General features: G+C 59.0%; 18 protein-coding genes and 1 other RNA gene. 15 read left to right on the top strand and 4 right to left on the bottom strand.

The annotated features are described in order from the left end of the window. The first annotated feature begins 44 nt into the window (after nucleotides 1-44). The 10 genes from B5F94_RS14675 to B5F94_RS14635 all read left to right on the top strand — a co-directional run bounded on the left by B5F94_RS14675 (nucleotide 45) and on the right by B5F94_RS14635 (nucleotide 3,778). Nucleotides 45-308 (top strand): hypothetical protein, encoded by a 264-nt coding sequence (locus B5F94_RS14675; RefSeq protein WP_087331193.1) that lies wholly within the window; start codon nucleotides 45-47, stop codon nucleotides 306-308. Between the two features lie 64 nt (nucleotides 309-372). Further along, nucleotides 373-585, top strand: a complete 213-nt coding sequence (locus B5F94_RS14670) for a hypothetical protein (RefSeq protein WP_087331191.1) — start codon at nucleotides 373-375, stop codon at nucleotides 583-585. Nucleotides 586-599: 14 nt separating this feature from the next. Then, complete coding sequence (locus B5F94_RS14665) at nucleotides 600-797, top strand: hypothetical protein (protein ID WP_087331189.1); 198 nt, start codon at nucleotides 600-602, stop codon at nucleotides 795-797. 192 nt (nucleotides 798-989) lie between these two features. Continuing rightward, on the top strand, nucleotides 990-1,145 hold the full coding sequence (locus B5F94_RS16515; protein WP_158100299.1) for a hypothetical protein: 156 nt from the start codon (nucleotides 990-992) through the stop codon (nucleotides 1,143-1,145). Nucleotides 1,146-1,275: 130 nt separating this feature from the next. Next, on the top strand, nucleotides 1,276-1,590 hold the full coding sequence (locus B5F94_RS14660; protein WP_087331187.1) for a hypothetical protein: 315 nt from the start codon (nucleotides 1,276-1,278) through the stop codon (nucleotides 1,588-1,590). Continuing rightward, nucleotides 1,591-2,010 carry a hypothetical protein gene (locus tag B5F94_RS14655; RefSeq protein WP_087331185.1) on the top strand — a complete coding sequence of 140 codons (420 nt, stop codon included), beginning with the start codon at nucleotides 1,591-1,593 and terminating at the stop codon, nucleotides 2,008-2,010. A gap of 111 nt (nucleotides 2,011-2,121) precedes the next feature. Beyond that, the gene (locus B5F94_RS14650) at nucleotides 2,122-2,355 is read left to right on the top strand and encodes an RNA polymerase sigma factor (RefSeq protein ID WP_087331183.1); all 234 of its coding nucleotides are present in this window, start codon (nucleotides 2,122-2,124) and stop codon (nucleotides 2,353-2,355) included. A 183-nt stretch (nucleotides 2,356-2,538) separates the two neighbouring features. Next, complete coding sequence (locus tag B5F94_RS14645; RefSeq protein ID WP_087331181.1) at nucleotides 2,539-3,000, top strand: hypothetical protein; 462 nt, start codon at nucleotides 2,539-2,541, stop codon at nucleotides 2,998-3,000. A gap of 124 nt (nucleotides 3,001-3,124) precedes the next feature. Beyond that, nucleotides 3,125-3,463 (top strand): hypothetical protein, encoded by a 339-nt coding sequence (locus tag B5F94_RS14640; protein ID WP_143383316.1) that lies wholly within the window; start codon nucleotides 3,125-3,127, stop codon nucleotides 3,461-3,463. A 6-nt stretch (nucleotides 3,464-3,469) separates the two neighbouring features. After that, complete coding sequence (locus tag B5F94_RS14635) at nucleotides 3,470-3,778, top strand: hypothetical protein (RefSeq protein WP_087331176.1); 309 nt, start codon at nucleotides 3,470-3,472, stop codon at nucleotides 3,776-3,778. Nucleotides 3,779-3,928: 150 nt separating this feature from the next. Here B5F94_RS14635 and ssrA read toward each other — a convergent pair. From ssrA to B5F94_RS14615, 4 genes are all read right to left on the bottom strand, one after another. Continuing rightward, nucleotides 3,929-4,276: a transfer-messenger RNA gene (gene ssrA / locus B5F94_RS14630) on the bottom strand. Nucleotides 4,277-4,337: 61 nt separating this feature from the next. Further along, complete coding sequence (locus B5F94_RS14625) at nucleotides 4,338-4,859, bottom strand: peptidylprolyl isomerase (protein ID WP_087187644.1); 522 nt, start codon at nucleotides 4,857-4,859, stop codon at nucleotides 4,338-4,340. A 40-nt stretch (nucleotides 4,860-4,899) separates the two neighbouring features. Next, nucleotides 4,900-5,373: an SsrA-binding protein SmpB gene (gene smpB, locus B5F94_RS14620; RefSeq protein ID WP_087331174.1), complete on the bottom strand. Its 474-nt coding sequence runs from the start codon at nucleotides 5,371-5,373 to the stop codon at nucleotides 4,900-4,902. A 224-nt stretch (nucleotides 5,374-5,597) separates the two neighbouring features. Then, nucleotides 5,598-6,092 carry a hypothetical protein gene (locus B5F94_RS14615; protein ID WP_087331172.1) on the bottom strand — a complete coding sequence of 165 codons (495 nt, stop codon included), beginning with the start codon at nucleotides 6,090-6,092 and terminating at the stop codon, nucleotides 5,598-5,600. Nucleotides 6,093-6,248: 156 nt separating this feature from the next. Here B5F94_RS14615 and B5F94_RS14610 point away from each other — a divergent pair, with 156 nt between their 5' ends. The 5 genes from B5F94_RS14610 (at nucleotide 6,249) to B5F94_RS14590 (ending at nucleotide 11,788) form a co-directional block, all read left to right on the top strand. After that, nucleotides 6,249-6,785 carry an NUDIX hydrolase gene (locus B5F94_RS14610; RefSeq protein ID WP_087331170.1) on the top strand — a complete coding sequence of 179 codons (537 nt, stop codon included), beginning with the start codon at nucleotides 6,249-6,251 and terminating at the stop codon, nucleotides 6,783-6,785. Between the two features lie 15 nt (nucleotides 6,786-6,800). Then, nucleotides 6,801-7,505, top strand: a complete 705-nt coding sequence (locus B5F94_RS14605) for a response regulator (RefSeq protein ID WP_087331168.1) — start codon at nucleotides 6,801-6,803, stop codon at nucleotides 7,503-7,505. Between the two features lie 319 nt (nucleotides 7,506-7,824). Further along, the gene (locus B5F94_RS14600; protein WP_087331167.1) at nucleotides 7,825-9,615 is read left to right on the top strand and encodes an ATP-binding protein; all 1,791 of its coding nucleotides are present in this window, start codon (nucleotides 7,825-7,827) and stop codon (nucleotides 9,613-9,615) included. Further along, entirely contained in the window at nucleotides 9,602-10,942 is a 1,341-nt protein-coding gene (locus tag B5F94_RS14595) for a hypothetical protein (RefSeq protein WP_087331165.1), read from the top strand. Before B5F94_RS14600 ends, B5F94_RS14595 begins: the two co-directional genes overlap by 14 nt. 18 nt (nucleotides 10,943-10,960) lie before the next feature. Further along, nucleotides 10,961-11,788 carry a hypothetical protein gene (locus B5F94_RS14590; RefSeq protein WP_087331163.1) on the top strand — a complete coding sequence of 276 codons (828 nt, stop codon included), beginning with the start codon at nucleotides 10,961-10,963 and terminating at the stop codon, nucleotides 11,786-11,788. Nucleotides 11,789-11,952: the final 164 nt, after the last annotated feature.

Below are 11,952 nucleotides of genomic sequence, written 5' to 3'. Positions count from 1 at the left end.
TATGATATAGCCACAACAAAGCCAAACCGCAAGGAGGAATCACAATGAAAATGTACAGCAGCTACCGCGAAGCGTGCGATATCTTCGAGTCCATCAGCCCTGAGTTCATTTACAGTATCCGCGAGGAGATCAGCGGCGACGTTATCACCGGAACTAAAATGGAGCTGCTTCACAAGATCCACGAAGCAGACCAGGCCGCAAACGGCGAAGTTTCCCACGTTCCTTACTGCTACTACTACCAGGGTGAAGAGCCTAGCGACGAGTATGTAGAAGCCTGGGCAATTATCGAGTGTGCTTACGCGTTCTAATCAAGGCCCTGGGCGGTGTGCCTGAAACGCCGCACCCCATAACAAAAATCAAGGAGGGATCACCATGAAAAACCTGTTTAACCTGTCCCGCCGCCGCAACACCCGCAAGCCTGCCGTTCCCGCTGAGGAGCGCGAATACCTGGTAGTCTATGAGGAGACCGTGGGCCACCCTTCCATTGACTGGTCCATCCGCACCACGTCCGCCGCTCTGGCCCGAAAGGCCTTTGAGGACGCCGGACTGATTTGCTCCCGGATCATCGGCATTGTCGCCATCTGATAGGAGGTATCACCATGAGAGAGATTATCACCCTGGAAGTCAGCCCCGAGGAAGCCCGCCTCATTCTCCGCGCGGTCAAAGCTCGCGCGATACACTGGAGCAAGCCCGAGCAAATAAACCGCATCTCCAACGCATCCGGCATCCGCCGGTTGTACAGAGACGCGCAGGATACTCTGGAGGCTCAGATCAAGTCTCAGGGCGTCAACCCCTAACCCTAGCCGCTCTGGCCGGTCGTGCGAAACGGAACCGGCCCATAAAACCAACAACAGGAGGTAACACCATGAAATACTTTGTGAACTGCAAGACCATGGACGAGCTGAAGCGTGAGTATCGCCGCCTTGCTTCCATTCATCATCCCGACGTTGGCGGAGACACCGCCACCATACAGGCCATCAACGCCGAGTATGACGAGATGCACGAAGTTCTACGGCCACGAGGAGACCGAGCAGGAAACCAAGTACCCCGGCACCGAGCGCCGTGCCGCTATCTCTGCCTTTGAGTCCATGCAGAAGCAGCGGCCAGGGATTGAGTGCAATATGGACATCAGCAAAAAGAGCTGAGAGAAATAATAAACCGCCCTTTTCAGGGCGGTTTTCTTTACCTATTTTTCGATTCTCTATTGAAAAGCTAAAATTATTATTTTATAATATTTTGAGCCTAAAAGTCAACATAGCAGATCGGAGGTATTAAATGGATTACTCCATCATTGTATCGGTTATTGCCGTGGGAGTCTCCGCCGTGTCCCTCTTTTACGGCATTGGCCGCGACACAAAACCGGACCCGCAGCAGGACAGCAAAATTGACCAACTGATTGCCACGACCACTGACATGAGCCGAAAGCTGGACAATATCGCAGACTGGCAGCGAGACGCCGCCGGAATCCATGCCAGCCACTCCGAGCAGATCAAGACCCTGTTTAATCGTGTCGGGAATCTGGAAAGCCGCATGGAAGACCGGCAGGTTATTAACGCAGCGCTCCAAAAGATTTTAGAGAGGATGAGTTAAATGGACGATGCAAAGAAGATCATTGACGAAGCCGAGCGCGAAGGACTACACATGAGCCAGGGCCTTTTAAAGCTGGTCCTGAAGATGTGGGAGAGCGCCCGTGAAGATGTCCAGGCAGCCGCAGCAGCGGCGCGGCGTCTCCGCCCGGTCTCCATAATCTCCATTGTGATCTCCGCCGTGTGCCTTTTTGTTTGTATCTATCAGGGCACCGTGATCCAGCGCCAGGGCGGTGATATTTCCGCTCTGCGCGGTGAAGTGGATTCTATCCACAAAATTTTGGACGCCGGTGTGGTTGTCGAAGAAACCACAACCACAACTGAAACAACCACCATTGAGCAAGATACCGGGGAAGGCAGCGGGAATAACGTTTTCCAGTCCGGCGAATACTCCAGCTATACGCAGAATGGGGGCCTTGAATAATGGCGACTCAGAAAATTACAAACATCAAAACGACCAAGAAAACCAAAAAGACCATTGTCGGCGGCAGCAAAGGCGGCAAAACCTGCCCCACCTGCCACAAGCCTCTGTAATATGAGCAGCCGCCACATTGAGGAACGCCGCCGGGTTGAGTCTATCACCAGTCAAAAGCGCCTGATGGATGCCATCAACGGGACTGTTTTAAAGCCCCGAGAACGCCAGGTGCTTACCCTCAAAATATTTGATGATCTTTCACACAACGAGATTGCGGACCGGATGAACATTACCGAAAAAACATCACAGCGGCTTTTCTCCAGAGCCATCCGAAAAATTCAGGACGCCCTTTAACAGGGTGTCCTTTTTTTATGCTTTTCCCATCCTATTTAATCGTTTTTGTTGTCAGTTCAAAACAAAATATAAAGTTTAGAATATGTCCATAAGGAGGACACAGAGAGAGCCGGTCAATGCACCGGCGAGGACGCAAGGCGTCAACGCTGTGCCCTCCTATTTTTATGAAAGGAGATATGAAAAATGGCTGAATTTGCAAGCAAGGGCGTTGCTGGTGCTGGCCTTGGCACCGGTATCGCTGGTCTGTCCCTGGGCGTCCTGAACGCTATGGGCGGCTGTGGCCTGCTGAGCGGCCTCACCGGCAGCTGCCGCAATGGCGGTGAGGCCGTCGTGAGCCGCTACGAGCTGAACCTGACCCAGGAGATCGCCTCCAAGGACGCCCGCATTGGCCTGCTGGAGTCCCAGGTCTACGTTGACCAGAAGCTGACCGACGTGGTGAAGGACTACACCGCGCAGATCAATGCTCTCCAGGCTCAGATCGCGCAGCAGGCGGTCTTTAATGCCACCATCAATGGCACTGTGACCTGTATGCAGGGCCAGCTGGCCGCAATCACCAAGACTGTGGTGCCCAATACCGCCGTCTGTCCCGGCTGGGGTAATGTAACCATTACTCCCGCTGCCGCTGCTACCACGCCCGCCGCCTGAAGGGCTGTTCCTGTCTCGGCATTTGCCCTGACAGCAGAGGAACCTACGACCACTAAGAAGGCCCGGACACGCAAAAAGGGGAAGGGTTGACGCCCTTCCCCTTTTAAAAAATCAGGAGGTATTTATGGTTACTATGCAGCAGGTCAAAACTGGCCTGGTCAGATACATCGACACCGACGTTTTGCCCCATCTCACCGGCATCAAAAAGCTGGGTCTGGGGGTATACACGGCTCTGGCCGCCAACAACGTGGTCGGTCTGATGGAGAAGTACCGGGAGCATCCTGCGGTCGCCGTTCTGGACGTGATCGACGCCGACGGCAACGTGGATATCGACAAGCTGTACCAGGCCGTTGCGCCTCAGTTTGCCAACGGCGAAAAGCAGACTATCAGCATTCCGTTGATCGGAGACATGACCGTTGACCGGTCCGACCTGGAAAAACTCTATCGCTATATCAAAGGGTGAAAAACAATGAAAATGATTGCCGAAATTGTTGAGGACATCCGCGAGGAGCTGGACGGCGCCGAGCACTACGCAAAGAAGGCCACCCAGTACAAGGGCATGGACGACCGCCTGTCCTCTATGTACGCCACTATGAGCGCTCAGGAGCTGGCCCACGTTGATACTCTGCACGAACAGGCTGTACGCCTGATCCAGGCGCAGAAAGCAGAGGGAAAAGAAGTCCCTTCCGGAATGCAGGCGGTTTGGGACTGGGAGCACTCGCACATGATGGACCGCGTGGCCCGCATCAAGGTACTGTTGGAGACCGCCCGCCGGTAAATCCGTGTGTAACGCCGTGTGCAATTTGTGTGTTAAATTCCGGTTTTGCATTACCGAAACAGGAAACGCACACACTAAACAGGAATCGCCCTTTCCGTTGCAAGAGTAAGAAAAAACCCTGTATCCTTTTCGGATACAGGGCTTGTCTTTTGGTGGAGGCGGGGGGAGTCGAACCCCCGTCCGAAAACGCTTCAACGGGAACTTCTCCGGGCGCAGACGGTCATTTACATTCCCGCACCCTGACGTAGGCCGTCAAACTTCAGGGCTTGGTAGCTTCATTGTTCATGGTGCGCTCAAAGCTTTGCGCACACACGTGCACCACTAAACGACGCCCCGTTCCGGCTCGTGGTCCTTCCGGACGGGACGGTCACGGCTTAAGCCGCGACAAGCTCAACGTTATCGTTGTTCTTTAATTTATAAGTTGCCCGTTTTAAGGATGTCAGGCACATCCGCCCGCTATTCCCGCCTCTACGTCCCCGTCGAAACCAGTACGCCCCCATGGAGCGGCGCGGTCAAGCCGCGCCGCGACAGGTAACACTTTACTGGCAGCCGGTCAGACTCAGCACTTCTCCGGCGCGGGATAGTCCACACCGAAGGTCTCCACGGTGACGGACTTCATCCGCTGATCCTCGTAGGGGCGGTCCATCCGGTCCCGCTTCACATTGACAATGGCATCGGCCACGTCCATGCCCTCGATCACCTTGCCGAAGGCGGCGTACTCGCCGTCCAGGTGGGGAGCCTTCTCCACCATAATGAAGAACTGGCTGCCGGCGGAATTGGGATGCATGGCACGGGCCATGGACAGCACGCCCCGGTCATGCTTCAGGTCGTTCTTCACGCCGTTGTGGGCAAACTCACCCTTAATGGAGTAGCCGGGGCCACCCATACCGGTGCCCTGGGGGCAGCCGCCCTGGATCATGAAGCCGGGGATCACACGGTGGAAGATCAGGCCGTTATAGAAGCCGGACTTCACCAGGCTGATAAAGTTGTTGACGGAGTTGGGAGCCACATCGGGGTAGAGCTCGGCCACCATCTTGCCGCCGTTTTCCATTTCAAAGGTCACAATGGGATTCTGAGCCATTTGGTTTTCCTTCCTTTCTTCGGGGGCTGTGCCCCCCTTGTCAATAACCGCCGCGGCGGTGTGATTTCATGGTGCGGTCCATCTCCCGCTTGGCGTCCCTGGCAGCGGCGGAATCCCGCTTGTCATAGAGCTTTTTGCCCTTGGCCAGGCCCACCTCCAGCTTGACCCGGGGGCCTCGGAAATAGATGGACAGGGGAACCAGCGCGTATCCGTCCTGCTTGACCTTGGCAAAGAGCCGCAGGATCTCCCGCTTGTGCATCAGCAGACGGCGGGGCCGCAACGGGTCCTTGTTGAAGATGTTTCCCTTCTCATAGGGACTGATGTGCATCCCATGGACGTGCATCTCGCCATCCTTGACAATGCAGAAGGAGTCCTTCAGGTTGACGTGGCCCTGGCGGATGGATTTGACCTCGGTGCCTGCCAGCTCAATGCCTGCCTCGTACTTATCCTCAATAAAATAGTCGTGGTAGGCCTTACTGTTCTTGGCCACGATTTTGACGCCCTTGCTCTCCATTCCGCCACCTCCCAACCGGGACAGATCTCTTGAGAGTATATTATACCATGGCCACAAGCCATTCCGCCTTGTACGCCGCAGAGCGGCGGAAAACCGGCGCAGCCGGTTTTGGCCATGGTGTAACATCAACAGCAGGCGTTTTGCCCGCAAAACGCCTGGATACGATGGTATCCTGCCGCGCACTGTGCGGCAACTGTTGATATTATACCACAGCTGTCAATAGCTCAGACGGGAAAGTAGGTCAGCACCCCGGCCAGAGCATCGGCAGGAAAGACCATACGCCCGTGCTCTGCCAGACTGGCTTCCAGATGGGGCCGCCCGGCCTCGCTGCGGCCGAACTCAGAAAGCCGTACGGCAGTCTGCTCCGCCCCGGCGGGCAGAGAAAGCCACCACCGCCCCTCCCACCACAGCAGGGCGGCGTCCGGCCTGGGCTGATCCAGGACCCGGGCGGCGGCAGCCAAGTCCTCCAGGCAGGCAAAGGAGAACCACCGCTGTTCCGGCGGACGCACGTGGGCAAACACCAGCACGCCGCAAGACTCCGGGTAGGCCTCGATCTCAATGGAGCCCTCCAGATCCATACCCGCCTGCCGGAAGGCGGTACGGGTCAGCTCCAGGGCCTGCTCCAGAGTGAGCCCCGCCGGTGTCAGGCCGTGCTCCTTCAGGTCGGCGGGGGTGATGTACAGGGCAACGCTGGCGCTGCCGATGGGCTGGATGGTCATAGTCTGCCTCCTCTCAAATGCAGGAACGATTATACCGGTTCCGGCCCCTTCCGTACAGCTGTAATGATTGGCTTGATTGGAAAAGCTGAGGGTGGCACGGAACCTGGAAGTATGATATAATGCACCTAACCGATGTAAGAAAAGGGGATATGCCGGATGGAACTGTGGGAAAAGACTGTAGAGAGCGAAACGCTCTTTGAAGGTAAGATTGTCACCCTGAAGCTGGACAAGGCCCAGCTGGTCAACGGCCGGATCGCCCGGCGGGAAGTGGTGGAGCACCCCGGCGGGGTGGCTGTGCTGCCCCTGTTTGACGACGGCACGGTGAGCATTGTGCGGCAGTTCCGCTATCCCTTCCAGGCCGTGGTCACCGAGCTGCCCGCCGGCAAGCTGGAGAAGGGGGAGGACCACCGCCCCGCCGCTCTGCGTGAGCTGGAAGAAGAAGTGGGCGTCACCTGCGGCAAGCTGACCTATCTGGGCTGCCTGTACCTCTCCCCCGGCTTCTCCTCCGAGGTACTCCATATGTATCTGGCTCAGGATCTGAAGCAGGGCGCCTGCCACCCGGATGACGACGAATTTCTGGAGGTGGAGCGGGTGCCCTTTGCCCAGCTGGCCCAGCAGGTCATGGACGGGGAGATCGTGGACGCCAAGACGGTGGCCCTGGTGCTGAAGGTCAAGCAGCTGCTGGGTCTGTAAAGACAGGAGGTTGGCATGAGCAAGCGCATTCTGATCGTGGAGGATGAGAAGAATATTGTGGACATCCTCAGCTTCAACCTGACCAAGGAAGGCTATGAGACCCTGGAGGCCTACGATGGTCAGGCGGGACTCCAGCTGGCGCTGGAACAGAATCCCGACCTGATCCTGCTGGACCTGATGCTGCCCAAAATGGACGGCTTCGACGTGTGCCGCAATCTCCGCAAGGAGAACCGCTCCACCCCGGTCATCATGCTCACCGCCCGGGAGGAGGAGACCGACAAGGTGCTGGGCTTGGAGCTGGGCGCCGACGACTACATTACCAAGCCCTTCTCCATGCGGGAACTGCTGGCTCGGGTAAAGGCCAACATCCGCCGCAACGAGATGGTGGCCGGAGCTCCCGCAGCCGCACCCTCCGGCAGCCGGATGGAGCTGGGCCGCATCTCCATTGATCCAGACCAGATGGTGGTCTGTAAGGATGGGCGGCCCCTGGATCTGACCCAGCGGGAGTACGAGCTGATCAAATTCCTGGCCTCCCAGCCAGGCAAGGTGTTCTCCCGGGAGGCCCTCATGGAGCACGTCTGGAACTACGAGGGCTATGTGGGCGACGTGCGGGCTGTGGACGTGGCCGTCCGCCGCCTCCGTGAAAAAGTGGAGGACGACCCGGCTTCTCCCCAGTTCGTAGTGACCCGGAGAGGCCTGGGATACTATTTTAATGCGTAACCCTGCGCCAACTGTCCGGATCGTCCTCCACGGGCCCCCGCACAGCGGGGCGGCGCCTGCGCCGTACAAGCGATTTGCCCAGCGGGCAAATCCTTGATGGCCGGGAAAATTCACTTTTCCGGCCAGATGCAATGATCTCCAGGGCTCCCGGCGGCTCTGCCGCCGGGAATCGGACGATCCGACTTCTCCCCAGTTCGTAGTGACCCGGAGAGGTCTGGGCTATTATTTCAACGCCTGATAGAAGCAATCTTGGCGGGCCGGGGCGGCCGTCCCTGCCCGCCCTGTCTTTATTTTTTGCAAGAGAGGAGTGGTCCACAGTATGTTCCGCAGCCTGCACATGAAGCTCATGCTCATCATGACGCTGCTCATCATTCTGCTGATGACCGTTGTGGGCGCGTTCCTCATCAACTCTGTGGCCAATTACTACACCCAGGACTTCTATACCCAGATGTCGGAGGCCTTTGCCGACGAGGTGTTCTGGGCCGACCTGAACACCCCAACCCCCGGCGAGCAGGACGGTGCTGCCAGCATTGCCGAGATCCTCAACGCCTACAACGGCACCCTGGGCGTGGACAACCGCAGCCGGAAATACTATGTGCTGGACGGTAAGGACGGCCACTGGCTGGCGGGCTCTGACGAGCAGGACGCCGACCAGCCTCTGGACATGGACTCCCGCAATCTGATGCGGGTGCTGGCCGGAGAGGAAAAGAGCGACGACAGCACCCCCTCCGCATCTTACATGGATGTGGCGGTGGCCGTTCAGCGGGGGGACCAGCGCTATATCATTTATGTCCGGGACGACGGCACCAATGCCGCCGCCCTGAACAGCGAACTGATCACCCTCATCGTGGAGGCTCTGGTTTTCGGTCTGGTGATCTCAGTGCTCCTCTCCTTCCTGCTGTCCAAAACCCTTATCACCCCCATTGAGCGGCTTACCGAGGGTGCGGAACGGGTGGCCAACGGCGACTTTTCTCAGAAACTGGAGGTGGCCTCCCGGGATGAGATCGGCATCCTCACCGGCACCTTCAACGACATGGCCCGCCAGCTCCACCACACCCTGGAGGAGGTGGAGAACGAGCGCAACAAGCTGGGCACCCTGTTCCTCCACATGACCGACGGCGTGGTGGCCTTTGCCCGGGACGGCGCTGTGATCCAGTCCAACCCTGCCGCCGAGGAGCTGCTGGGGACGGCCATTCCCATTGGCGGCAGCGTCAACTATGATACCCTGTTCTCCGACATTGCGCCCCTCCAGGGGGTGCTGGCGGTCCAATCCCCCGGCTACCTGGACGGGACCCGTACCGTGGGCGGCAAGAGCCTGGAGCTGCTGCTCACCCCCTTTGACCAGGAGCGGCTGGGCGGCGTGCTGGTGATGATCCATGACGTCACGGAGCAGCATAAGACCGAGGAGATGCGCCGGGAGTTTGTGGCCAACGTGTCCCACGAGCTGCGCACCCCCCTGACCAACATCCGCTCCTACGCAGAAACTCTGGTAGACAACGCCGGAGAGCTGCCCCCTGACACAGAAAAGAATTTCCTGGGGGTCATTCTCAATGAGTCCGACCGGATGACCCACATCGTGCAGGACCTGCTCACCCTCTCCCGGTTCGACTCCGGCCGGTCGGAGCTGAAGCTGGCCCCCTTCCCCTTCGGACAGGCGGTGCAGGATGTATACAACGCCATTCTGATGGAGGCCCAGCGCCACGGCCATCAGGTGGAACTGAAGCTCCCCCCTACCCTGCCCGATATCGTGGGCGACCGGGAACGTATTTTGCAGGTGATGATGAACGTCGTCTCCAACTCCATCAAGTACACCCCCGATGGCGGCCACATCCGTATCTCCGCCGGCCAGTGGCCGGGTAAGGTGTGGATGGAGGTGGCCGATAACGGCATCGGCATTCCCGAAGCCGACCGGGGCCGCATCTTCGAGCGGTTCTACCGGGTGGACAAGGCCCGCTCCCGGGAGTCCGGCGGCACCGGACTTGGCCTTTCCATCGCCAAGGAGATCATCGACCGGCACGAGGGCACCATTGAGCTGCTGGACCGGCCCGGTCCCGGCCTGACGGTGCGCATCACCCTGCTGACGGAGGGGCCTCGCCATGGAAAGGAGTAAACCGAGACGCCGCCGGAACCGGGGACTGGAGCGGCTCAAGACCCTGCTCATCGTACTGCTCTCCCTGTCCGCCATCTATCTGACCGGCCTTGCCCTGGTACAAAACCGGGTCTCCGGCTCCCAGGGACTGCTGAGCGGGCTGATCTCCCTCTTCCGCCCTCAGAGCACTGTGGAGACCTCCGACCCCGGCAACACCGTGCAGCTCACCGCCGCCGCCCGCCCGGTCCGTATCGCGGTATGCGACGGGGTGAACCGCTATGCGGTCCAGTACAACACCACCCAAACCGACAAACTGTATGACAGCGTGGGCATTCTGTTGGGCGAAGCCCTGTCCAGTGCGGACTCCCCCACGGTGGTCACTGAATCGGTATGGCAGGCTGCTTTGAGTGCCCCCGGTGTCTGGTTTGATTTTCTGGGCAAGATCCCTCTGGAGACCCTCAGCGCCTGGACCGGCGAGGGGGGCATCAACACCGCCCTCACTGGCTCCGCCCGGCGGATCGCCGTGGCTCTGGCGGACGACGGGGTGCGGCTGTACTATCATAATGAGAGTGACGGCCTGTATTATACCTGTAAAACGGCAGTGACCTATCAGGGACACATGGACGAGCTGATTGCCAGCTACGGCGGCAACGGCGTTCCCTTTGCCTTTGAGCTGGGCACGGACAGCGGCTATGACGGGCTGGACCCCTATGTGCTCATCTCCGCTTCCGCACCCACCCCCAACATTTACCGCGCCTCCAATCCCCTGGCCAACCTGGACGACACGCTGATCAGCAGTCTGCAGCAGGCTCTCTCCTTCCAGACCTCCTACTATGCCATTCCCAACGGTATCCGTATCCGGGAAGGCCAGGAGACCCTGGAGATCAGCAACACCGGCACCGTCTCCTATACCACGGCGGAGGGCACCAGTTCTCGCTACCCCGTGGGGAGTGAGTATGGCTACGACATCACCGAGGTGGTGGAGACCACCCGGCGGATGGCCGCCGATACGGTGGGCCGCTACTGCGGCGCCGCCCGCATCTATCTGATGGATGTAACCGAAACCGACACCGGTCTGTCCGTCCGCTACGGCTATAGCCTGAACGGCGCGGAGGTCAGCCTCTCCGGCGGCGACAGCGCCGCCCTCTTCACCATCCAGGATGGACAGATTACCGCCTTTACCCTCCGGTTCCGGCGGTACGAGGATGCTGGCCAAACCAGTCTGGTGCTAAACGAGCGGATGGCCGCCGCAGCTCTGGAGGCCCTGGACCCGGAGGGCCGGGAGCTGGTCCTGTGCTACAGCGACAGCGGCGGCGACACCGTCCAGGCCGGATGGGTGGCCAAATGACGAGATCGCGAGGTTCCTATGGAATGGTCTAAACTGAAAAATGTGATCCTGCTGATGCTGCTGTGCGTCAACATCATCCTGCTCCTGCTTGTGGGCAGTCAGGCCAGCCAGGACAAGCGCTACCAGGCGGAAACCAGGCAGGCCGCCCAGGCCGTGCTGGAACAGGGCGGCATCGACTTTACCCTGGATGAATTCCCCGACGATCTGGCGCTGTCGGTGACCACCGTCACCCGTGACCGGACCGGCGAAGCCGGCATCGCCGCCGCCCTGCTGGGAGAGGTCACCCTGGAGGGGGAGAGCGAGGTACGTCCCCGCTACTCCGGCCCCGGCGGCGTGGCGGAATTTTCCATGAACGGCAGCTTTACCATTACCCTTACCCCCGGAACCTGGAGACTTGAAAGCGACCAGGACTATGAGTCCTCCAGCCAGGCCTGTCTGGAGGCCATGGGCTTTACCGGCACCCTGTCCGACACGGAACAGACCGGCGCAGAAACTGTGCTGACCTACTGCCAAAGCTGGGAGGGTTCTCCCCTCTTCTCCTGCACCATCCGTCTCCACTGGCAGGAAAACGACCTGGTCCAGGTGGAGGGACAGCGGCTGGACGGCAGCATTTCCGCCTCGGTCACCAAGTCTCTCCTCTCCACCCCCACCATTCTGGTCCGCTTTCTGGCCGGGATCAAGGAGGGCGGCTATGTGTGCAGCCGCATCGACGCCATGGACGGGGGCTACCTGCTCTCCAGCAACACCACCCGCCAGGTCCAGCTGACACCGGTATGGCGGTTTGTCACCGACACCGGCACCTACTACGTCAACGCGGTCACCGGTGAGTTTTCACCTCTGGAATAATCAAAAAAGGGAGCGGCTTACGCCGCTCCCTTTTTTACGTCTGAAGGTGAATTATACTATCAAGCGCAACAATTTAGGGAAATAAAAAGAGTTCATATGGCCCCCAGTGGTAGAATGGAGTAATCACACAACCAAAACACCAGGAGGGGACTATATGAACTACC

Source organism: Flavonifractor sp. An4, assembly GCF_002161755.1.
GTDB lineage: Bacteria > Bacillota > Clostridia > Oscillospirales > Oscillospiraceae > Flavonifractor > Flavonifractor avicola.
Note: the sequence above shows the minus strand (reverse complement) of the source record. Positions and strands in the feature narration are given on the sequence as shown.